The organism is Roseburia inulinivorans DSM 16841 (genome assembly GCF_000174195.1).
Lineage (GTDB): Bacteria > Bacillota > Clostridia > Lachnospirales > Lachnospiraceae > Roseburia > Roseburia inulinivorans.
The window spans coordinates 38,473-60,397 of sequence record NZ_ACFY01000091.1 but is presented as its reverse complement, the minus strand read 5'-3'; the positions used below and the strand labels follow the sequence as shown (position 1 = coordinate 60,397).

At 39.5% G+C, this 21,925-nt stretch carries 20 protein-coding genes; all 20 read right to left on the bottom strand.

Annotation, left to right across the window (positions count from 1 at the left end; translation table 11 throughout):
- Window positions 1–74: 74 nt before the first annotated feature.
- The 20 genes from ROSEINA2194_RS19745 to minC all read right to left on the bottom strand — a co-directional run bounded on the left by ROSEINA2194_RS19745 (window position 75) and on the right by minC (window position 21,761).
- A complete protein-coding gene (locus ROSEINA2194_RS19745) occupies window positions 75–512 on the bottom strand; it encodes a PEP/pyruvate-binding domain-containing protein (protein WP_007886331.1) in 438 nt (145 codons plus the stop codon).
- Between the two features lie 13 nt (window positions 513–525).
- On the bottom strand, window positions 526–1,431 hold the full coding sequence (locus tag ROSEINA2194_RS09985; protein WP_007886330.1) for a UbiA family prenyltransferase: 906 nt from the start codon (window positions 1,429–1,431) through the stop codon (window positions 526–528).
- Window positions 1,432–1,437: 6 nt separating this feature from the next.
- Window positions 1,438–2,295 (bottom strand): phosphatidylserine decarboxylase, encoded by an 858-nt coding sequence (locus tag ROSEINA2194_RS09980; RefSeq protein WP_044927588.1) that lies wholly within the window; start codon window positions 2,293–2,295, stop codon window positions 1,438–1,440.
- 8 nt (window positions 2,296–2,303) lie between these two features.
- A complete protein-coding gene (locus ROSEINA2194_RS09975) occupies window positions 2,304–2,957 on the bottom strand; it encodes a CDP-alcohol phosphatidyltransferase family protein (protein WP_007886327.1) in 654 nt (217 codons plus the stop codon).
- On the bottom strand, window positions 2,954–3,535 hold the full coding sequence (locus tag ROSEINA2194_RS09970) for a CDP-archaeol synthase (protein ID WP_044927587.1): 582 nt from the start codon (window positions 3,533–3,535) through the stop codon (window positions 2,954–2,956). Before ROSEINA2194_RS09970 ends, ROSEINA2194_RS09975 begins: the two co-directional genes overlap by 4 nt.
- Window positions 3,536–3,599: 64 nt before the next feature.
- A complete protein-coding gene (locus tag ROSEINA2194_RS09965; protein ID WP_007886325.1) occupies window positions 3,600–3,953 on the bottom strand; it encodes a diacylglycerol kinase in 354 nt (117 codons plus the stop codon).
- A 137-nt stretch (window positions 3,954–4,090) separates the two neighbouring features.
- A complete protein-coding gene (locus tag ROSEINA2194_RS09960; protein WP_007886323.1) occupies window positions 4,091–6,559 on the bottom strand; it encodes a glycogen/starch/alpha-glucan phosphorylase in 2,469 nt (822 codons plus the stop codon).
- A 4-nt stretch (window positions 6,560–6,563) separates the two neighbouring features.
- A complete protein-coding gene (gene ileS / locus ROSEINA2194_RS09955; RefSeq protein WP_007886322.1) occupies window positions 6,564–9,728 on the bottom strand; it encodes an isoleucine--tRNA ligase in 3,165 nt (1,054 codons plus the stop codon).
- A gap of 525 nt (window positions 9,729–10,253) precedes the next feature.
- Window positions 10,254–11,723, bottom strand: coding sequence for an ISLre2 family transposase (locus ROSEINA2194_RS09950; protein ID WP_007886320.1), 1,470 nt, complete (start codon window positions 11,721–11,723; stop codon window positions 10,254–10,256).
- A 116-nt stretch (window positions 11,724–11,839) separates the two neighbouring features.
- Window positions 11,840–12,832 carry a DHH family phosphoesterase gene (locus tag ROSEINA2194_RS09945; protein WP_007886318.1) on the bottom strand — a complete coding sequence of 331 codons (993 nt, stop codon included), beginning with the start codon at window positions 12,830–12,832 and terminating at the stop codon, window positions 11,840–11,842.
- A gap of 21 nt (window positions 12,833–12,853) precedes the next feature.
- Entirely contained in the window at window positions 12,854–13,495 is a 642-nt protein-coding gene (locus ROSEINA2194_RS09940) for an HAD family hydrolase (RefSeq protein ID WP_007886316.1), read from the bottom strand.
- A 40-nt stretch (window positions 13,496–13,535) separates the two neighbouring features.
- Window positions 13,536–15,038: a carboxypeptidase M32 gene (locus ROSEINA2194_RS09935; RefSeq protein ID WP_044927585.1), complete on the bottom strand. Its 1,503-nt coding sequence runs from the start codon at window positions 15,036–15,038 to the stop codon at window positions 13,536–13,538.
- A 109-nt stretch (window positions 15,039–15,147) separates the two neighbouring features.
- Window positions 15,148–15,849 carry a hypothetical protein gene (locus ROSEINA2194_RS09930; protein WP_007886310.1) on the bottom strand — a complete coding sequence of 234 codons (702 nt, stop codon included), beginning with the start codon at window positions 15,847–15,849 and terminating at the stop codon, window positions 15,148–15,150.
- Between the two features lie 17 nt (window positions 15,850–15,866).
- On the bottom strand, window positions 15,867–16,535 hold the full coding sequence (locus ROSEINA2194_RS09925) for a hypothetical protein (RefSeq protein ID WP_007886309.1): 669 nt from the start codon (window positions 16,533–16,535) through the stop codon (window positions 15,867–15,869).
- Between the two features lie 2 nt (window positions 16,536–16,537).
- Window positions 16,538–17,362: an ATP-binding cassette domain-containing protein gene (locus tag ROSEINA2194_RS09920; protein ID WP_007886308.1), complete on the bottom strand. Its 825-nt coding sequence runs from the start codon at window positions 17,360–17,362 to the stop codon at window positions 16,538–16,540.
- A gap of 164 nt (window positions 17,363–17,526) precedes the next feature.
- Window positions 17,527–17,895 carry a GntR family transcriptional regulator gene (locus tag ROSEINA2194_RS09915; protein WP_007886307.1) on the bottom strand — a complete coding sequence of 123 codons (369 nt, stop codon included), beginning with the start codon at window positions 17,893–17,895 and terminating at the stop codon, window positions 17,527–17,529.
- A 754-nt stretch (window positions 17,896–18,649) separates the two neighbouring features.
- Window positions 18,650–19,489 (bottom strand): CPBP family intramembrane glutamic endopeptidase, encoded by an 840-nt coding sequence (locus ROSEINA2194_RS09910; RefSeq protein ID WP_007886306.1) that lies wholly within the window; start codon window positions 19,487–19,489, stop codon window positions 18,650–18,652.
- A gap of 453 nt (window positions 19,490–19,942) precedes the next feature.
- Window positions 19,943–20,224: a cell division topological specificity factor MinE gene (minE, locus tag ROSEINA2194_RS09905; protein WP_007886305.1), complete on the bottom strand. Its 282-nt coding sequence runs from the start codon at window positions 20,222–20,224 to the stop codon at window positions 19,943–19,945.
- 15 nt (window positions 20,225–20,239) lie between these two features.
- A complete protein-coding gene (gene minD, locus ROSEINA2194_RS09900) occupies window positions 20,240–21,031 on the bottom strand; it encodes a septum site-determining protein MinD (protein ID WP_021922885.1) in 792 nt (263 codons plus the stop codon).
- Window positions 21,032–21,056: 25 nt separating this feature from the next.
- Window positions 21,057–21,761, bottom strand: a complete 705-nt coding sequence (gene minC, locus ROSEINA2194_RS09895; protein WP_021922884.1) for a septum site-determining protein MinC — start codon at window positions 21,759–21,761, stop codon at window positions 21,057–21,059.
- Window positions 21,762–21,925: the final 164 nt, after the last annotated feature.

Below are 21,925 nucleotides of genomic sequence, written 5' to 3'. Positions count from 1 at the left end.
TGACAGCAATTTCAATTAAGTCATTTAATATATTTTTATTTAATATGTTTTCATTTTCAAAGTAATAGTTTTTGTCATCCACATTGTAATAATAAGTTGTTGTGGAAATTTTTATCTTCAACGATATTGCACCCTAATCCTTCCCCAGCTACAATAACCATTTCATTTAAAATTCCAGTTGGATTTGCTGTGAAAATAACACCTGAATAATCTGACTGTATCATTTCCTGGACAATTACTTTTGATGCCGTATTCGTGATATTTAATTTTTTATAACTCTCTTTTACTTTATCAATATAAAAAGAAACATCCCTTCTGTTTATATTTAAAAAAGTATCAAACTGTCCTGCAAAACTGTTCTCATCATTATCTTCCACCTCAAAAGAGGAGCGGACTGCAAACAATTCCTCTTTTGAAAAACTGAGATCCAATTCCTCTTTACCGTCAACAACAATAAAATCAGGAACGTTGATATAATGTTCTCTCAAAATTTCCAAATTTCTGTGTTTCATTTTTTCTCCAAGTTTACCTATGCATGATAATGTACAGGATAATGGTTAGAATCATCAGTGATTCCTGAATATACGTATACATTTCTACTTTTGTTACAATTTTGTATTTGGTAGGATTCTTTTTAAATTCAACAAATTTCCAGCTGCACCATAACACATTGAGTAACAGTGCGAGCACTGACCATTTATTTAAATTCCAGACTAAAGCAAAATTTGTAAAAATATCAATCCATGTAACAATAAATACGAAATTAACTGCTTTTTTGTATCCAAAAAGTTTGCTGTATGTTACATATTCCGTCTCCTCCTCAGGAGCTTTTATTTTTCTTGAAACTTCCCAGATCAAAGCTGGAAAATACAAAGTCAGCAATGCCAGCATATTCGTCAGATCAAAAAATGGCAGCTGATATTTAATAACTGTAAATGATACTATGTAAAGATTGATAAATATCTGAACAGGATTATGCGTAACTAAAGCCAGAGGTAATGATTTCGCAATTTTATGTTTTTGGAAAAACCATACCGCCATGAAGGAGCCGTAGGTATATAATAAAACACAAAACAAAAAATTATTCATGTAAATAAAATTTAAGACCAGAGTAATAGCGATTAATATTGTTATAAAAATACCCAAATCCTTTTTCGTCACTCTTCCAGAAGGCAATGGCCGCTCTTTAAATAATCTGCAATCAAGTTCATAATCCTTAAAATCATCTGCGATCCTAAGCCAGAACAGAAAACTAAATACTGTAAATCCACAAACCAGTTCCTGTATCCCAAACTTCACATCTATAATTCCATGATTTAACAGAATGATAAAATAAATTTCACCAAACACCAAATATCCTAATAATAATCTTGAAATGATTGGATACATTTCTTTTTGATAAATATTTAACCTTTTTAATGCAGCAAACATGGCTCTTTATTCCTTTCTTTGTCCGATTTTATCACCTATGAAAACCTGAGTTTCATATCCCGCCTGAGATTGTCTTAATATATCTTCATCTATCATGATATTGGGTGGAAAAAACATTACAATAGTAGAACCACCATATTCAAAATAACCTTTTTCTTCCAGCCTGCTGAACATATGAGTATTATGATTGACAATTTTCCCCACAAGTAAAGCACCTATTTCAACCTGCGTAATGATACCAAACGATTTTGAATCCATGACATTCACAACCCTGCTGTTTCTGGCATACACTTTATATTTTTCAGAAACAGGCCTTATGGTATGCAATTCACCTTTTATAAATTCAGAAGAAATTAATTCACCATCATCAAAAAATACATAACGATGATAGTCATTCACCGCTAACCTGAACACAAGAGCATATCCGTTTTTATATAAATCAGCAATTTCTTTCTGTTGAATAATATCTTTTAATTCATAAATAGAATTCTTTATATTCAATTTCAGTTTTTCATCAACTCTATAAACAGATAATTTGCTGTCAGCAATTGCCATCAATTCATTTGACCGGGTTGTCGTTCCATACATTCTTTTCCTTGTAAAAAAATCATTAAAACTGTCAAAGCGATCAATATTATAATCGGAGATATCTACATGATATTCTTTTACAAACGGCAAAATATCTTTTTTTGATTCAGGGCTCTTCTGATATCTTGCTCTTAAATTGCTGAACCATGGTCTGGCAACAAATAACTTTAATAAGCTTCTTCCTATCACTGTTTTATATAAAAAAATCAATAACTCTTCCTGATATTCTTTTTCTTCTATCAGTTTTTTACTGTCTCTATGATAAATTTTAACCATAACCACCACTAAATAAAAAGTAATACCACTGTGACAATCGCAGCGACCGAAAAAAATACATACCATTTTCCTGATGGTTTTTTTATTTTCAAATTCGCCACAAACAAAAATCCCATAACACCATATAGGATCACAAATATATCATTTATATTGCGCATCAGGAAGGGAATTCTTTGAATGCCCACATAAAAAACAGGGACAACAAACGAAATATATGTAACTGGTACACCCTGATAATAAGTTGTTTTACTTCCGGCATTGGCTAATATATTAAACCATGCCAGCCGGGTAATACCACACAAAACATATAAAATAATCATCACGATAGAAACCGTAAATACCATCTGAGAATGATGCTGAAATGCCATTTTATACAAAAGAATCGACGGAAATATAACAAATGAGATAATATCGCATAATGTATCGATCTGAACTCCAAAAGCTTTTTGTGTTTCATTTCTGTTGCATTTTCTGGCAATAAAGCCATCAAACAAATCACACAGACCAGAAATGATCAGACAAAACATCACAAGGTTCATTTGCTCCGCTTCCTGTAAATCTATTAATATAAAAATGCCTGCAAGGGCAAAAATAACTCCAATGTACGTTAAAATAACCGATTTATTAAAGCATCCGATGAATAACTTCTTTTCCCTTTTCATACATTTCTCCTGACTTTGATTTTGTATAAAAATAAGTTTACCATAATATGAGTGAATCCACCAATGAAAATATACGCAAAGTATTGTTTCCAGGAGATTTTAGCAAATATCACTAAAATCAGCATGACTCCTATGAGGGAATCGATCTGATCTATGACAAAGAATAATTTTCCTATTATATTTGTATTTGTTTTTCCACATTCAATATCCAATCTTCTTTTTATAAATGAATTTGGCAGTTCAAACAACATGTACATAAAGCCGAACAAAAATCCTGTCAAAACATTAACCCCTACTTTATTTTCATAAAAACGATAGATTTGGTTATGATTATTGATATTGAAAGCATTACAGATAAAACCTATAAATACCTGAGATAAGATGCAACAGACAATCATGGACACAATACCTATCCATGTTTTATTGTCTCCAAATATCCTTTTCCCATCCCTGAATTTTCTGTTACAGTCAATCGGATATTTATACTTTTTATAAAAATTTGTTTTTACAAAAAGCATGTTCAATATACCACCCAATATAACGGATAACATCGTTAAATACATATCTAAAATTATCATATATTTTCTGCTATGATCCAGCGCATCCCAAATAGGATTGCCTGCCGGGTCTTTCCTCTCTTGTTTACACAAATTTAGTGATAAAAACTATTCCCTCTACAATAAAAAAAGCAAATCCCTGCATTAACACAATACCGGAACCAATATCTTTTGCTAATCGAATCTCCTCATTGTATTTACCTGATATAGCATTTGCAACATGTTCAATAGCTGTATTCGCTAATTCAGCCATCAAAACTCCACTTGTTACAATTATGTACAAAATGTAATCCAGTTTTGTTGATTTTAATAAAATATTTAAAATCAGAAAAAATAAGGCAATAAAGAAATAATATTTAAAATTTTTTTCTGTTTTAAAAGCATACTTCATTCCCTTTACAGCACATTTAATGCTGTCTAAAAAAGTTATATTTTTCATAATGATTTAGTGCCTTTCAAATCAGCTTGCTGAAAATACTTTTAGATTTCAAAAATGCAGTTCCATGATAGATACGTTTCCCAAGCAATGACTATATACCTATCACAGAACTGCCTTCTGATCAAAACATCTATTCTTTATTCCACATCAACCTTTACCTTCGGTAAATGCCAGATATCATCCACATATTCCTGAATCGTTCTGTCGGATGAGAACTTGCCGGAATGTGCAGTGTTTAAGATAGCGCTCTTTGCCCAGGCGCTCCTGTTCTTGTAATACTCCATGATCTTCTTCTGCGCTTCTGCATAAGAACGGAAGTCTGCAAGAATGAAGTAAGTATCCGCGTACTGTGTACTGTGTGTATTCAGCAGTGAATTGTACAGGTCACGGAAAAGTTCGGAGTCGTTCGGTGAGTAGAATCCGTTCACTAACTGTGTCAGAACTTTGCGGATATCCTGATCCGTGTTGAAAATCTGCATCGGATCATAATCACGGTTATGCTCATGTGCGATCACTTCGTCAGAACTCATACCGAAAATAAACATATTATCCGGTCCGACTTCCTCGTACATCTCGACATTCGCACCATCCATCGTTCCAAGTGTCAGGGCACCGTTTAACATGAACTTCATATTACCGGTACCGGATGCCTCTTTACTTGCAGTCGAAATCTGCTCGCTGACATCTGCTGCTGCAAAGATCCACTCTGCATTGGAAACTTTGTAGTCCTCGATAAATACCACTTTGATCTTATTATTGATACTCTTATCATTGTTGATCACTTCTCCAACGCTGTTGATCAGTTTAATGGTAAGTTTTGCATTTTTATAACCGGCTGCTGCCTTTGCACCAAAAATGAATGTTCTTGGAACAAATTCCATATCCGGATGCTCTTTGATCTCGTTATAGAGATACATAACATGAAGGATATTCAACAGCTGACGTTTGTACTCATGAAGACGTTTCACCTGCACATCAAAGATGGAATCCGGATCTACATCAATTCCATTGTGCTCTTTGATATATTTTGCAAGGCGCACTTTATTCTGGTGCTTGATCTCCAGAAACTCCTGCTGTGCTTTTTTATCATCTGCATAAGGCGCAAGTTTCCTGATCTGGGAAAGGTCTGTGATCCAGCCTTCTCCCACATGTGCTGTCACCCAGTCAGCCAGAAGCGGGTTCGCATGTGCTAAGAAACGTCTCTGTGTGATACCATTGGTTTTGTTATTGAACTTCTGCGGCATCATCTCATAGAAATCTTTTAACTGCTCTTTTTTCAAAATCTCTGTGTGCAGTCTGGCAACACCGTTGACAGAATAACCTGCAACGATCGCAAGATGCGCCATTTTTACCTGACCATCATATAAAATTGCCATTTTTGCAATTTTATCATTGTTGCCCGGATACTGCTCCTGGATCTGTAAAACAAAACGGCGGTTGATCTCTTCCACGATCTGATATACACGCGGAAGCAGTCTCTGGAAAATCTCGATCGGCCATTTTTCAAGAGCCTCAGCCATAATGGTATGGTTGGTATAAGCAACACAGTGGGTTGTGATATCCCACGCATCCTCCCAGCTTAAGCCTTCCTCATCCAGCAAAATACGCATTAACTCTGCCACTGCAACCGTCGGATGTGTATCATTCATCTGGAATACTGCTTTCTCAGGCAGCTGATGGATATCCTCATGATGCTTTTTGAATCTTGCGATCGCACGCTGTAAACTTGCAGATACGAAGAAATACTGCTGTTTTAAACGAAGTTCTTTTCCCTGAATATGATTGTCATTCGGATAAAGGACTTCCACCAGGTTACGTGCAAGGTTTTCCTGCTCTACCGCTTTGTTATAATCTCCTTTATCAAAGGAATCTAACTGGAAACCTTCCTTAGGCTCTGCATCCCAGATCATCAGCGTATTTACCATATGATTATCATATCCTACGATCGGCATATCGTATGGGATCGCCATAACGGACTGATAGCCTTCATGGATAAATCTGGTGTTGCCATTTCCCATGTCTTCGGTACGGACATAGCCGCCGAATTTGATCTCGTAGGAATACTCCGGTCTGCGAAGTTCGAATGGGTAGCCATTCTTTAACCAGTTATCCGGTACCTCTACCTGAAAACCATCCGAAATCTGCTGTTTGAACATACCATAACGGTAACGGATACCGCAGCCGTAAGCTGCGTATCCGAGTGTTGCCAGTGATTCCATAAAGCATGCTGCAAGACGTCCAAGACCACCGTTTCCGAGTGCAGGATCCGGCTCCTGATCTTCGATCACGTCAAGATTCAGTCCGATTTCTTCCAGAGCTTCTTTCACTTCTTTGTAAGCTTTTAAATTGATCAGGTTATTTCCAAGCGCACGGCCCATCAGAAATTCCATTGACATATAATAGACAATCTTTGGATCCTGATCGTCAAATGCCTGCTGGGTTGCCAGCCAGTCATCGATCACAACGTCTTTTACGACGTAGGATACCGCCTGGAAAATCTCCTGCTGGCTTGCTTCTTTTAACTGTTTGCGATACATATGACGGACTGTCTCTGTTACATCATTGATAAATTTTTTCTTATTGAAGACTGCTGCTGTTTTAGACATTTCCTTACTCTCCTTTTTTTACACCTAAAAGAACGGTTTCCCCATTAATATTCCATTCTTTCTCGTATCCATCCACACTGCCAGCTACAACATCAAGTCCGAGTACATCTGCTTTGATCGCATCACCATATTTGTCAAAGATGGCAGCCACTTTGTCATCTGCCTGATAAGAGATCATGATCTTATCCATCACTTCGAATCCTGCTTCTTTTCTCATGGTCTGGATCTTGCTGATGATCTCACGCACAAATCCTTCTTCAATTAACTCCGGTGTTAAGTTGGTATCAAGGACAACGGTTACTGTATTGTCCCCCTCCGTTACATAACCTTCCATCTGTGTCATTGTAATTAACAGATCTTCCTCTGCTAATTTTACATCATCACTGACAGACTTCAAAGTGATAAATCCATTTTCCTTTAACTCTGCCATAGCAGCGTTTCCGTCAAGTTCCGCTAAAGCTTTCTGGATCTGTCCTAAATATTTTCCATATTTTGGTCCTACAGTACGGAGCTGTGGTTTGAATGTATAGCTTGTGTAGGAACTTACATCATCGGTAAAGGAAACTTTCTTTACATTCAGCTCATCCTCGATGATCTCTTTGAAGTACTCTGAAAGTTCAAATGGAGCTTTGACAAACATATTTCCGATCGGCTGACGGTTCTTGATGTTTGCTGCATTACGGCATGCACGGCCCATAACCACGATCTTTAATACCTCATCCATATTTTTCTCTAACTCTTTGTCAATGTATGCTTCATTAACGGTTGGGAAGTCACATAAATGAATACTTTCCGGCGCATTTTTATCAATGCTGCACACAAGATTCTGATAGATTTCCTCTGTCATGAACGGGATCATTGGTGCTGCACATTTACAGATCTCTACTAACGCTGTGTAAAGTGTCATGTAGGCATTGATCTTATCCTGCTCCATTCCTTTTGCCCAGAAACGTTCACGGGAGCGTCTTACGTACCAGTTACTCATATCGTCCACAAACTCATCGAGTGCTCTTGCAGCTTCCGGGATCTTGTAACTGCCAAGGTTATCATCCACAGCGCCGATCACGGTATTTAATTTGGACAGTAACCATTTATCCATCACGGATAATTTATCATATTCCAGTTTATATTTTGTTGCGTCAAATCCGTCAATGTTTGCATACAGTACAAAGAATGCATAAGTGTTCCATAAGGTGCTTAAGAACTTACGCTGTCCCTCCTGCACTGCTTTTCCATGGAAACGGTTTGGAAGCCATGGAGCGCTGTTGATGTAGAAATACCAGCGGATCGCATCTGCTCCGTAAGTCTCTAATGCATCGAACGGATCGACTGCATTTCCTTTGGATTTGGACATTTTCTGTCCGTTCTCATCCTGTACATGTCCTAAAACGATAACGTTTTCATAAGGAGCTTTATTAAACAGTAAGGTGGACTCTGCCATCAGGGAATAGAACCATCCTCGTGTCTGGTCTACCGCCTCGGAAATGAACTGAGCCGGGAACTGCTGTTTGAACAAATCCTCATTTTCAAATGGATAATGGTGCTGTGCAAACGGCATTGCTCCTGAGTCGAACCAGCAGTCGATCACTTCTGGCACCCTGTGCATGGTCTTGCCACAGTCAGGACATTTGAAGGTCACAGCGTCGATATACGGTCTGTGTAATTCCACTTTGGCATCATCCGGGTTTCCGCTTCTCTCTGCTAATTCGGCACGGCTTCCGATGGACTCCTGATGTCCGCAGCCTTCACATTCCCATACATTTAAAGGAGTTCCCCAGTAACGGTTACGGGAGATTCCCCAGTCCTGGATGTTCTCAAGCCAGTCACCGAAACGTCCTTTACCGATGGATTCCGGGATCCAGTTTACAGTATTATTATTACGGATCAGGTCATCTTTGACTGCTGTCATCTTGATGAACCATGACTCTCTTGCATAGTAAATAAGCGGTGTATCACATCTCCAGCAATGTGGATATTCGTGTTCGAACTTTGGTGCGTCAAATAATTTGCCCTGCGCATCCAGATCTTTTAATACTTCAGGGTCAGCTTTTTTTACAAATAATCCAGCATAAGGTGTCTCTTCTGTCATCTCACCTTTTCCGTTTACAAACTGGACAAACGGAAGATCGTACTTACGTCCGACATTCGCATCATCTTCACCGAATGCAGGAGCAATATGAACGATACCAGTACCATCAGACATCGTTACATAAGTGTCACAGGTAACAAAATGTCCTTTTTTATGCTGTTTTGCTGCCACTTCTGCTGCACATGCATATAACGGCTCATATTCTTTGTACTCTAAATCTTTTCCGGTGTAAGTCTCTAATACTTCATATGCTTTGACACCTTCCTCTTCATTGCCAAGCTTTCCTAACACTTTGTCAAGAAGTGCCTCTGCCATGTAGTAGGTGTATCCGTCTGCGGCTTTTACTTTGCAGTAAGTCTCATCCGGGTTCACACAGAGTGCAACGTTGGATGGAAGTGTCCACGGAGTTGTGGTCCATGCGAGGAAATAAGCATCCTCTCCGACAACTTTGAAACGTACCACTGCGGAACGCTCTTTTACGGTCTTGTAACCCTGTGCAACTTCCTGCGAAGAAAGTGGTGTACCACAGCGAGGGCAGTAGGGAACGATCTTGAAGCCTTTGTATAACAATCCTTTGTCCCAGATCTGTTTTAATGCCCACCATTCGGACTCAATAAAGTTGTCATCATAGGTGACATATGGGTTTTCCATATCTGCCCAGAAACCAACGGTTCCTGAGAAATCTTCCCACATTCCCTTGTATTTCCATACAGATTCCTTACATTTTTTGATGAAAGGTTCCATACCGTACTCTTCGATCTGCTCTTTTCCGTTTAAGCCGAGCATCTTCTCTACCTCTAACTCAACCGGGAGTCCGTGTGTATCCCATCCGGCTTTACGCGGAACATATTTTCCCTTCATAGTCTGGTATCTTGGGATCATATCCTTGATAACACGTGTTAATACGTGTCCGATATGTGGTTTTCCATTTGCAGTCGGAGGACCGTCATAGAATGTGTAGGTCTCTCCCTGTTTGCGCTGTTCCATTGATTTTTTGAAGATGTCATGATCTTCCCAGAACTTCTCTGTCTGCTTTTCTCTGTCAACGAAGTTCATATTTGTTTCAACTTTGTTATACATATAATCCTCCTCAATCTAAACAAGGCTCTCATCCTGTAAATAGGACGAGAGCCTTAAATAATCGTTGTACCACCTAATTACAATGTACAGATTTTATAAAAATCATATACCCGTTCCCTGTAACGTAGGAAAAACGTCAGTGCCTACTCAGTCAAAACATTTCGGACTGCGACTGGGAAGTGATGTTCATTCCTAAGATACTCGCACCGGTTCACACCAATCCCGGCTCTCTTTGCCTTTCTCTTAACAACTACTGTCTTCGTCATCGTCTTTTCTATTTGCAATGAATGGATCATTGCCTTTAACCTTCTGTGATTATACAGAGATTTCCCCGAAAAGTCAAGATTTTCCACCTATCTTGGTTGCGTAAATTTACCCTCGGAAATAATAGTGTAGAGTCCCCACGATGTACTGATAAAGTATGAAACAACGACTTGTGGATTTAATATACATCTTTTTTGCACTCAAAACAAGCCTAGCTTTCTTTCCAGGCTGTTTTCGGCTTTTTCCTTTTTTATTTTCTGCTTACAATCCCCATATATGCGAATTGAAATAAGCTTTCTTTTTGTTTTGGAGCGAAAGTGTATGTGTGATGCAATCTACATACTTGCCTAATTCCCCATGCCTGTTCTTTTCCGCTTGGAGCATATCGCTACTGTTTATAACATCGTATTCAGCACCGGCTGCTTTAGGCAATTCCCGTTTCTGATATCTTACCAGTGCCAACATATCTCCACCATTCATTTCATATGCCCTTAGTTTTGCCATTTTTGTAGCTCCTTGAATGCTCCATCCCATTGGTCTGGAACTCATTCTGCTGGACAATACATGGCTTACATGACCTTCGGTACTGCTCCCTTTTACACCGTTTTGGTGTCTCAGGCGAAGTTTAGCTGCCATCCAATTCGAGAGTATATAGTCTCTTGCTGCAGCAATCCGCTTTAATCCCGCTTCGTTCTCCAGACAGTCTTTCAAGCGGTCAACGATTTCCTCAAAATCCTGTTTTGTTTTACTCCTGATCGCTGTTCGCAGCTCATCCAGCGCATCTTCCCTGCTGTCTTTCATGTGGCTGGTCAGTTTAATCAGATATTTTTCAAGATGAAATTCATCCAGTACATATGTGATTCCTGCAATCCTTTTCATTCCGGATTTTATCCATGTTCCACCATCTGAACTTAAATATATTTTTTTCACTTTATCTAAGTCGTAATGATTGCTGATATATTCATACACCTCATCCCAAAATTCTGAGTTTTCTTCTCCGTAGCTGGTTCCACAGAAGTAGTACGGATTTACAAGTTTGTGCCGTTTACTTTTGGGTGCCTCTTTTTCAATTCCTTCATGAATATATACAAGTTTGGTTATCAGACAGTTGTTTTTCTGATGATTTTCATTTTCAACCAGATCACCTTTCTTCTCTCTGAACTGAAGTGATGCATGGTCTTCATCTGCCTCGATATAGAGATATTCAATCTCCTTTTTCTTTTCAGGTTTCTCGTTGTTTTTCGGAAATTCGAGAGCATGAATCTTATTTTTTACTGTCTGTTTTTTTACATCTGTTGTAAGGCTAGTTTCTTCTCCGCCTCGTCGATACGAAGTCTGAACTGCCTCTTTTAGCATTCTGGCCTGCGCATCTTCTGTAATTCGCTCATGTTTCTCGAGTCCAATAATTCGATCCAACAGGTATTCACTTTCGCCTGTCTCTTTGTTTGTAAACAATGTTTTTTCAAATGTGACTGTTCCCAGTGATGTAATCAGCTGCTTGGTGTCATGAGATTCAACCACCCAATGTTGCAGACGTTTCTGGCTCTTTCTAAGCATTGTGTTCATTTCTTCCAGAGATTCCTGTATCATTCGGAGGCCAAGGTTATGCAGCTCATCAGTGAGGTTTAGAATATACTCTGCCAGTTTTTGCGGCTCCTTTATAAAATCGTCCTCAAGTTTTTCAAATTTGCTAATGCATTCTTCTTCAAAATATTTTATACTGTTATACATAGAGAACACCTTTCCTTTGTTTGTATTTTGGTTGTCAGCCTTAAATACTTTATCACAAAGTTAGGTGTTCTCTAATTTTAATTTTTATTATCCGAGTAAAATTTTACGCTAGCCACCTATCTTAATGACTTTCGTTTCGTCCTGCTGATCACATCGATAAATCTTTCGCGGATGTTCTGGATCATCAGATCTTCCTCCCGGTCATTTCCGTCAAACGGCACAAAACCGCCTGCCATCGTAGCATGCCCGCCACCGCTTCCGATGCCTTTTAACGCCTTGCTTATAATTTTTCCGGCATCTAATGTGGGACGCTCACTCCGCACAGAAATTTTGATCCCTTCTTTTTTTCTGGAATAGACCACTGAAAAAGAGACTTCCACCAATGCAAGCATAAAATCTGACACACTGGCGATCAGAGCCTCCGGGCAATCCCTTCCGGTATCTGCAAAACTGATATTCTCAAACACCTCAATGCTTGAGATCGCCTTGGAATACGCCATCAGATCTTCAAAATAGAGTGTGCTGTTCTCTAAGAGATAAATCATATCCTGATCACACAGGTCAAACATGCGCCAGATCATTTCCATATCCATCTTGCATACGCCTCTCGACAATTTCTGTGTATCCATACGGATTCCAAATGTCAGCGCTGTTGCAATTCTTTGATCCATCGGTATTTCATTTTCAAAAAAATATTGTGCTATGATCGATGCGCAAGCCCCGACACCCGGCCGGATATCCGTAAACCGGTACTCCGTTTTCTCATAAACCGGATGATGGTCGATGCAGATGATCTCATCCCCGGTCATATCGATAATGTTGGAATTGCCCTTCTGCGCATCTACCAGGATAACCTCGTCGTCCTCCGTGAGTTCACTGTCAATATTCTCAATATTTACCAGTCTGATGTCCAAAATCTCTCTCAGCTTGTCTGTACTGTAACGGTCGATTTTCCCCTTATAGCAGATCGTCGCATGAATCCCGCGAAGCTTTAACAGTTCCTGCAGGCCGAACGCACTTGCGATGGCATCCGGATCCGGAAAATTATGTGTCTGGATATAAACGTGTTCTCTGTTGATCTGTGTTACTAACTCATCTAATTTTGTCATATGATAAACCCTTATAATTTCTTACCGCAGAGCAAAATATTGGTCTGCTGTCTCTGTAAGTTCCTCAAATGTATGGATTTCCGGCACGTCCGCTGCAATTGTTCCAAACCCATATGCTGCGTGGATGAACCCGACACCTGCGTGGCAGCTGGCATCATAATCCCCCTGGATATCGCCGACATACACTGCCTCTGTCAACCCGTTCCGGTCTGCTAATAATCTGATATTATCGCCCTTCTGTCTCAGATTATTTCCATAACACTCTATATCTTCAAAGTATTTTCCAAATCCGTAATGATCTAAAAATGCCTCTATATAACCACTCTGGCAGTTGCTCACGATGTAGAGCGGATACTTTTCTTTCAGTGCAGAAAGTGTCTCCTCCAATTTTGGATACAAAACTCCACCATGCTCTCTCAGGTAGTCATTTTCCATGGAACAGCACTGATCTAACAATTTCATGCGCACCTCTTTTTCCAGTTCCGGGAAAAGAATGTCTGCGATCACATCCATGGTCTTTCCCATAACCCCCTGAATATCCTGCTCCGTCAGTTTTTTATCAACAGAGCCATCCTGTTTTATGGCAAGATTCCATGATTCTGCAACGTTCGCTGCCGAGTCCCACAGCGTTCCGTCCATGTCAAAAATAATTCCTTTTTTCATACTTCTCCTTTTCTATCCATTATCCACAAAAATTTCTTTTTTAACCAAGATTATAAACTTTTGTATATTTTTCTTTGAAATAACGAATCAGCGGTTCTGCTGAAACTTCTTTGCCGCAGACGTATCTGATCACTTCTTTCGGGCTTCTGGTAGAACCATACTGATGAATCTTCTCATTCAGCCATTTTGTAATCTCACCGATTCTTCCCTCCGCGAGCAGCGCATCCACAGAGCCAAGTTCTTCCTCCAGACGATCTAAATACATGCCGTCATAAATACTGCCAAGCAGATAGGATGGAAAGTAACCAAAAGAACCGTCAGACCAGTGCATATCCTGCAAAATTCCTTCCGCATCATCTGCCGGAGTAATCTGTAAATATTCCTGCATTTTCTGATTCCAGAGTGCCGGAAGTTCCTCCACTTTCACATGGTCGCGGAAAATTGCCTTCTCGATCTCATATCTTAAAATAATATGGAAACAGTAAGTCAGTTCATCTGCCTCTGTGCGGATAAAACTGTTTCTCACATGATTGACTTCCTTATAAAATTCATCCAACGAAACGTCCTGAAGCTGTGGCATTTTTTCCTGCACTTTTGCATAAACCGGAATCCAGAAATTCTTATTTCTTCCAAGAATGTTCTCATAAAAACGGGACTGGCTCTCATGGATTCCCATATAACTGCAGCTTCCCGCTACCGTTCCGTCATAATCCGGATTCACATTCTGCTCAAAAATCGCATGACCACCCTCATGGATTGCCGAATACATCGCACTGAGCGGATCATGTTCATAAAAATGATTGGTCACACGCACATCCTTTGACGAAAAATTCAGTGTAAACGGATGTGTAGATTCCCCGGTTGTTCCTCTGTTCCAGTCAAATCCGATATAACTCAGCAAAAGCTTCTCCACTTCCTTCTGCGCATTCCTATCAAATGAAACATGAAACTTGCTGTCATCCGGCTGTTTCGCTGCAAGCACTTTCTGCACCAGAGGAATCAGCTCTGCTTTTAAATCTTCAAACAGGCGGTCCATCGTAGCGGAATCCATTCCTTTTTCATACTGGTCTAACAGTGCGTCGTAAACTTCTTTTTTCGGATCTGTGTAACCGGTCATCTCCGCTGTCATATCGATCATTTTCTGCAAATGTGGGGCAAAAATAGAAAAGTCTGCTTTTTCCTTCGCTTCCTCCCACGCATTCTCCGATTCCGACTGTGCTTTCACGAAGCTTTCATAAAATTCTTTTGGAATTCTGCGATTTCTGTCCATATCTGTTTTCATTTTATTTACAACAAACTTCCACTTATCGTCAAGCTTTTCAAACTCTTCCGGCTCTGCCAGTGTATCCAATAACGTTTTCAGTTCATCCGAGGTCGACATGGAAAACTGCTCCGTTGAAAAATAAGTGAGTGCATCGCTGTGTCCTGCAAATCCTTCCTTTGGTGTGTTGGTTCTCATATCCCAATACAATAATGTATTTACATGGTTGAACTGTTCCATTTTCTCTAAGTATTTCTGTAACTGTTCTAACTTATCGTTCATCATAATCCCCTTATATTTTTCCGTAATCCTGTTATCTGATTAGTGGTCGTCATAACAAAAACCATGCAGGTATTTTTCGCCCACATGGTTTTATCTTATCACAAAATATTTATGCTGTCACTCGCTGTTTCCGAAGAATGTTCCATGTGATCGCAGCTACAACAATTGTTAAGACAATCACCAGAACAACCCTTCCCTGTGGTGTAAGTTTTCCACCAAGAAACAGTCCGAGCTTTGCCAGTTCACCGGAAAGCTTTTCATTCTTTTCAATATTCATAGGAGCCAGGCAGACAATCATCCAGACCGCCCATAAAATCCATAACACTTTCATGCCATATCTTAAAATAACTGCGCCGAAAAACATTTCCACTGCTGTAAATACGACCAGGACACCTGACAGATAGTTCCATGTAAAAAAGTTTGTCAGGTCAATTTCCATAACCGCCTGTGGAAATGCATTTTCCAGCAAAAGCTTCTCAACTACACCAAACACAACGATCTCAAGTTCCAGCACTGCGATCTCCAGCAGATTAAAAAGTACATAGCCTGAGACAAAGCTTTTTCTGGTCGCACCCAGGGAAATTGCCATGTTAAAATCCCCCATGAAAGAAAAAGTAATCCCAAATAAATGCATAAAGGCAAAGGCGATGAACGCCAGCATAGTTCCGGCTGTGGCACAGGTATTCTCTTTTGCCACATTCATCACGATAAATACAACGATCAGACCGATCAAGTATCCCACAGCAGTAATTCCAAGAAACTGCAAAAGCTCTGTTTTCCGCACCTTACACTGAATTAAAAAACTGTTCATTCTTTCCGCCTCCCAACTTATGCTTTCACTTCGTAATATCTCATTTCACGGAAAAGCACCGTGACACTGACTGCATACAACGCAATGCTGACAATTGCTACTATCGCAAACAATGTCCATACTACATTTGTCTGTATTTTGTTGATCCACGCCATGATCTGGTCAATGAATCCAATTCCTGTCACAAATCCGCCGACCATGCATAATACCACCATGACAATTCCCAAAATCATTCCTTTCATTCCGAAATGCATCTGTGCAACCGAGACAAGCTGTCCGACCGCTGTCATAAATATAAACAGAACTGCTATCAAAACATCCAGCTTTCCATCTAATTTTCCACTGCTCATAATGCCTGCCAGTACCATAATGATATAGGAACTCACTCCATAAGCTATGCAGAAAATCTGTGCCCCAAAGACTGCTTCCCTTCTTCCTGATCCAAAAGACAATGCCATCGGAAGATAAGCGCCCACATAGGCAACCGGTCCGATCAGTGCAAATAAAACGCTTATGATCCCGCCATAAAAATAAGCTGTTTTCCAGAAATCCCCGAATATACTGCCGCTTCCCATATTAAACAGGAATCCATATACAACCATGAAAATCAACATGATGCCGGTCAGCTGCAATCCTGATTTTCCCCAGAATAGAACATTTCTCTTAATAATCCTGCTCTCTGCCATGTCTACTCCTCCATTCCGCAAAGGGATACAAACAATTTTTCCAGATTGAGCGGCTGTATGGTGACATCATAGCCTTCCGGCAGCTTCTGTCCTTCCTCCAAAAGGATCGTCACACTCTTGCTTCTTCCCATCTTCTCTTCATGATGTCTCTCATAGCCTTCCGTTGCCTGATCCACAACTTCTGCAAGACCACTTACATGGTAGCTTCTCTCCAGAAGTTCCTGCGTATTTTCTTTCAGCAGCACCTCGCCATTTTTGATCATGACCACTTCTTCCATCAGGTCTGTTGCTTCCTCGATAATATGTGTGGAAATAACGAAGGTACGTCCGGTCTCGGTGTATTCCTCCATTAGTTTATGGTAAAAATAATCACGCATTACAACATCAAGACCTGCCACCGGTTCATCCATAAACGTAAAATCGGCTTTGCTTGCAAGTGCTACGATAATTGTCACCATGGACAGCATGCCTTTGGACATTTTATTGATACGCTGCTTTGTATTCAGTTCAAACTTTTTGATCAGTTCCTCCGCAAGTGCCTGATCCCAGTTTGGATAATAATAGGACGCAGTTTTCAGATAATCTTTTACTTTCATGCCGCTCACGCCGCTTCCATAGAGATTGATGGACAACTCTCTGGAAAAGCAAATGTGATCTAACGCCTTGCGGTTCTCCCATACATTTTCACCATTCCATGTCACAGTTCCTTCGGATGCCGGATTCTGTGCCGACATAATGGATAACAATGTCGTCTTTCCTGCACCGTTTCTTCCGATCAGTCCATAAATCTTTCCTTTCTCCAATGTGAGATTGATATCTTTTAACACCTGTTTTTTCCATAAATTTTACCAATACCATTACATACGATTGATTCCATGAATCATCTTCCTGCCTTTCTTTTCAAAACTTTAAAATACAATTTCCTGTATCATTCCTCTTATTTGCATGATTCCATGCTTCCGGTATCACTGTTTTCCATCCGGACAGCTCTTTACGCTTCATTGCCGGATTGTATCAACTGAATGACTTCTTCTTTTCCAAGTCCGATGCTCGCTGCTTCCTCTAACAGTTTTTTTACATAGTTATCATAAAATTCATTCTTTCTCCGGCTTAAGATTGCCTCTTTCGCACCTGCTGACACAAACATTCCAATCCCTCTTTTCTTATATAAAACACCTTCATCCACCAAAATATTCACTCCTTTGGCTGCTGTCGCCGGATTAATGGCATATAGCTTCGCCAGTTCATTCGTGCTCGGCACGCGTTCCTCTTCCAGAAGAATATCCCTTAAAATATCTGTCTCGATCATCTCTGCGATCTGCAGATATATGGATTTCTCCTGCGTCAAAATCTCATTCATGCATAATATACTCCTTTCTTTCCAGAAATTATTCTGTTGCTGACAGCTTTTCAAATGCGCTTATCTGTCCTCTTGTTTTTCGTTCGTTATGCGGTTCATTACTTATGTAATTAACCATAACACTATGGCACTTTGTTGTCAATACATTTTTTCAAGATTGGAATTTTACAGGAGTTTTACTTAGGAACTGCCGATCGCAGGTGGTGCGGATTTTTAGATTGAATTTTATAATTTAGGTTATGAACAAAATATTGCAGTCTGACATGTTTATGAAAACATGAATGTGAAATGGACGAATCACAAGACATTGAAAATGACTGCATTTAGTCGACACCTCCTTTATAGGCACTCATCCCATAACCGTGAATTCCATAACGCAAATTGCAGATTCTGTGGTGCTTTCTTAGGGTGTAAAGGGCAGATATAAGCGCCCTCTCACAAGTCATTATTATATATGTTGATTAAAAAAAATCGTACAGACAAATATTATGTTTCTGTTCGCTCGGCATTCCGATAAGCCTCTAAAGAGTCTTATCTCCATAGCTCACAAAGAAAATAATATTTGTCTGTACGATTTTTCTTTTCATTTACACTGTGAATGACTTGTGAAATGCCGCTTATACATGCCCTGCCAACACTATGAATTACATCACAAAATCTGCAATTTACGTTATGAAACTCTTATTTTATAATAAACTTCTACAAACTAAAAATGGACAAGTTCCTTATAGCTTCACATTTTCAAACCGTCATATCAATTTTTCCTGTTCGATTTAATCATAATAAATGCTATGCCAGCAACTATTATGTATCCTATTAACGAAATAACAGACGATTCAATTCCAAACTCACCACCTGTAATTGCAAAAACTTTTGAATCAAGAACATATGTCATTACAGAATATGGATCCATTTTTTCCCCAATGGCTAATCCGCCACCAATGATCACAATGTTCCAGATAGCATGCACTATTCCACTATTCCAAACCGAACCACTCTCTATTGCAATCATTGAAAACATAACGCCTACCATAGTTCCAGCGATAATGACTAATAAACAACTGCCTATCGAAAAATCCTGTCCCAGAACATGTACAATACCAAATAACATTGATGGAACAATTACAGCCACCTTCATATCCCATCTTTTCTTCAATGCATTGAGTATAACTCCTCTAAACACCATTTCTTCAACAAATCCAGCCGCTATCCCGGTGAACGCAACCCCTGCACTTAAAGTATTGAATATCTCATTTCCATTCATATTTGAGGAGACATACTCACCATTGAATATTAAAACATAAATTCCTTTTATAATGCATGGCAATAATATAGCTATTAAAATCCATCTTATTTTAATTTCAAATTTAGGCATTCCGAAATCCGAAACAGGTAACTTAACAATCTTGCTAATAAACATTTTCAAAATAAGATATGTTAAGCCAACATATATAATTCCAGCGATAATATTACAAATTCCATATGGAATCTTTATAATAACAAACACACTTGCAATGACTTGTGCAATAATCTGCGCAATTATTAAAATAAATATGGCAACAAAAGATATGCCAATTGCTTTTTTTGTACTCATTTTATTTCTCCTGCTATTATTTAAAAATTAACACCTTTCGAATTACCCTATTGATCAATACCATGATTTTTACCATAGCCGGGAGTTCCATAACGCAACTTGCAGATTTTGTGGTGTGCTTCGTAGCATTGATTGGGCATGTATAAGCGTCCTCTCACAAGTCATCCATAACGTAACTGAAAGAAAAACGGTGCAGACAAATATGATTTCCTTTGTGAGCCATGGAGCTGGGATTCTAACAATCATGGAAGCTTCAGCTGAACATGATTGTTGATCAGAAGCCCAGCGGAATGCCCGGCGAACAGGAACATCATATTTGTCTGTACCGTTTTTCTTTTCATAAACCTATAAAATCAAGACTTGTGAGAGGACGCTTATATCTGCCCCTTCACCCCCTGAGAAAGCACCACAAAATCTGCGACACTACGGTAAGTCAAACTCCGGTTATAAATCTTAGCGTTTATCCGGTTTATGTTTCATATCCTTGATCGGGATATTTGCAAATAATGCTGGAACCATACCATTATTGGAGTCAGATTCTGTCTCTGTGATCTTCACATCCAACGCATCTGCATCAATATCCATGTACTTGGAAATTACCTGGATAATATCCCGTTTGATCATTTCCATCATCTCAGGAGAGCAGTTGGCACGGTCAGATACAAGTAAAAGTTTCAAACGATCCTTTGCAACGTCACCAGAACTTTTCTTTTTGAATAAATCCATTAAACCCATGTGGCTTCTCCCCCCTTAGTTTTTCTTAAATAAATCCATTAATTTTCCAAATACACCCTGTTTTACTTCCAAGTCTAAAAATGGAACATCTTCTCCTGTAATACGTCTGCTGATATTGGCATATGCTTTTCCTGCAAGACAGTCAGAACCAACCAATGGTTCGCCCTGGTTTGTAGAAACAACGATATGTTCATCATCCGGCACTGCACCGATCAGATTGACAGCAAGAATATCCGTAACATCTTCTACCTTCATCATATCACCACGTTTTACCATATCCATTCTCAGACGGTTTACGATAAGGTCGATACGTTTCATCTCATTTGCTTCCAGCAAGCCAACGATTCTGTCTGCATCACGGATTGCAGATACCTCAGGTGTTGTGACAACCAATGCTCTGTCTGCGCCTGCAATGGCATTCTTGAATCCCTGCTCGATTCCAGCCGGGCAGTCAAGTAAAATGTAATCAAATTCTTTTCTCAGTTCATCGATCAGCTCTACCATCTGCTCCGGTGTCACGGCATCCTTATCTCTTGTCTGCGCGGATGGTAACAGACATAATTCAGGATACTTTTTATCCTTGATGAGTGCCTGTTTCAAACGACATTTGCCCTCGATAACATCAACCAGATTGTATACAATACGGTTCTCTAATCCCATGACAACGTCTAAGTTACGAAGACCGATATCAGTATCGATCATTACTACCTTTTTATTCAACTGTGCAAGACCTGTTCCTACATTTGCTGTTGTAGTTGTCTTACCTACTCCACCCTTTCCAGATGTGATTACAATAACTTCGCTCATGATTTCCTCCTGTGCATTTCGCATTTTACATTCTGTTTAAAATATCTTTTGTGACCGGCTCAATATAAATATTGCCATCCCTCGCCACTGCGATCTGGGACTCTGCGGTCTGAACTTTTTCACGTCTCAACAGATGTTTTCTCGTTTTTTCTTTATCCGGGCTCTTGGCGATCAGATCACCGATCTGAATCTGGATTGGGTTCATATCAAGCGCAAAAATAAAACAATTGCGGTCGCCAGCGCTGCCCGCATGTGCATTTCCTTTCAACGCTCCAAGAATGACGATATTCCCCTGCGAGATTATCTTCGCACCTGGATTCACATCCCCGATAATGGTTACGCTGGATTCACTTTCGATAACCTGTCCGGAACGCAAAGTTCCTCTGTAAAAATCTCCGGAACCGGTGTTTGCATTCATAAACTGCTGCTGTACTGCCTGATAGTACTCAATCTGCTGTTTCATGACTGCTTCCTGTTCACTGCCATTTTGTACGATGCATAAAATCTGAATCGTCGTATTCTCTGTGATTGCCTCGATAATACGGTTTTCTTCCTCTTCCGAAAGCTTTCTTCCCTCAAAAGAAATGGCTAATTCAGCATTTTTAAAGAATTTTTCTGATGCCTTGAACTTCTCAATAACATCCTTTAACAATTCCACAAACGGTATATTCGGATCCAGCACCAGATTAATACCATATTTGTTGCTTTTAATCATTACAGATTGTGACATGTAATTCTCCCTGCTTTTTGGAAAAACTGTTTCTGGAATCATTTTTCCAGTCTGGTTTTCCTGAAATTCATTCCAAAGCTGGAATGTACCAACTGTAATTATACCCGATTGGGGCAAATATGCAATGTTTTTTCGCAATTATTCCATGTCTTTCTTTTCTGAAT

What these genes read in the sequence shown, in the direction of transcription:
- ROSEINA2194_RS09985 (WP_007886330.1), bottom strand. Translation starts at nt 1,431, where the DNA reads ATGTTTGCTGCATTAAAAAGGTTAAATATTTATCAAAAAGAAATGTAT.
- ROSEINA2194_RS09930 (WP_007886310.1), bottom strand. Translation starts at nt 15,849, where the DNA reads ATGAACAGTTTTTTAATTCAGTGTAAGGTGCGGAAAACAGAGCTTTTG.
- ROSEINA2194_RS09965 (WP_007886325.1), bottom strand. Translation starts at nt 3,953, where the DNA reads ATGAAAAATATAACTTTTTTAGACAGCATTAAATGTGCTGTAAAGGGA.
- ROSEINA2194_RS09935 (WP_044927585.1), bottom strand. Translation starts at nt 15,038, where the DNA reads ATGAACGATAAGTTAGAACAGTTACAGAAATACTTAGAGAAAATGGAA.
- ileS (WP_007886322.1), bottom strand. Translation starts at nt 9,728, where the DNA reads ATGTATAACAAAGTTGAAACAAATATGAACTTCGTTGACAGAGAAAAG.
- ROSEINA2194_RS09975 (WP_007886327.1), bottom strand. Translation starts at nt 2,957, where the DNA reads ATGAAAAGGGAAAAGAAGTTATTCATCGGATGCTTTAATAAATCGGTT.
- minD (WP_021922885.1), bottom strand. Translation starts at nt 21,031, where the DNA reads ATGAGCGAAGTTATTGTAATCACATCTGGAAAGGGTGGAGTAGGTAAG.
- ROSEINA2194_RS09910 (WP_007886306.1), bottom strand. Translation starts at nt 19,489, where the DNA reads ATGAGTACAAAAAAAGCAATTGGCATATCTTTTGTTGCCATATTTATT.
- ROSEINA2194_RS19745 (WP_007886331.1), bottom strand. Translation starts at nt 512, where the DNA reads ATGAAACACAGAAATTTGGAAATTTTGAGAGAACATTATATCAACGTT.
- ROSEINA2194_RS09980 (WP_044927588.1), bottom strand. Translation starts at nt 2,295, where the DNA reads ATGGTTAAAATTTATCATAGAGACAGTAAAAAACTGATAGAAGAAAAA.
- minC (WP_021922884.1), bottom strand. Translation starts at nt 21,761, where the DNA reads ATGTCACAATCTGTAATGATTAAAAGCAACAAATATGGTATTAATCTG.
- ROSEINA2194_RS09960 (WP_007886323.1), bottom strand. Translation starts at nt 6,559, where the DNA reads ATGTCTAAAACAGCAGCAGTCTTCAATAAGAAAAAATTTATCAATGAT.
- ROSEINA2194_RS09945 (WP_007886318.1), bottom strand. Translation starts at nt 12,832, where the DNA reads ATGACAAAATTAGATGAGTTAGTAACACAGATCAACAGAGAACACGTT.
- ROSEINA2194_RS09950 (WP_007886320.1), bottom strand. Translation starts at nt 11,723, where the DNA reads ATGTATAACAGTATAAAATATTTTGAAGAAGAATGCATTAGCAAATTT.
- ROSEINA2194_RS09970 (WP_044927587.1), bottom strand. Translation starts at nt 3,535, where the DNA reads ATGATAATTTTAGATATGTATTTAACGATGTTATCCGTTATATTGGGT.
- minE (WP_007886305.1), bottom strand. Translation starts at nt 20,224, where the DNA reads ATGGGTTTAATGGATTTATTCAAAAAGAAAAGTTCTGGTGACGTTGCA.
- ROSEINA2194_RS09940 (WP_007886316.1), bottom strand. Translation starts at nt 13,495, where the DNA reads ATGAAAAAAGGAATTATTTTTGACATGGACGGAACGCTGTGGGACTCG.
- ROSEINA2194_RS09915 (WP_007886307.1), bottom strand. Translation starts at nt 17,895, where the DNA reads ATGAATGAGATTTTGACGCAGGAGAAATCCATATATCTGCAGATCGCA.
- ROSEINA2194_RS09925 (WP_007886309.1), bottom strand. Translation starts at nt 16,535, where the DNA reads ATGGCAGAGAGCAGGATTATTAAGAGAAATGTTCTATTCTGGGGAAAA.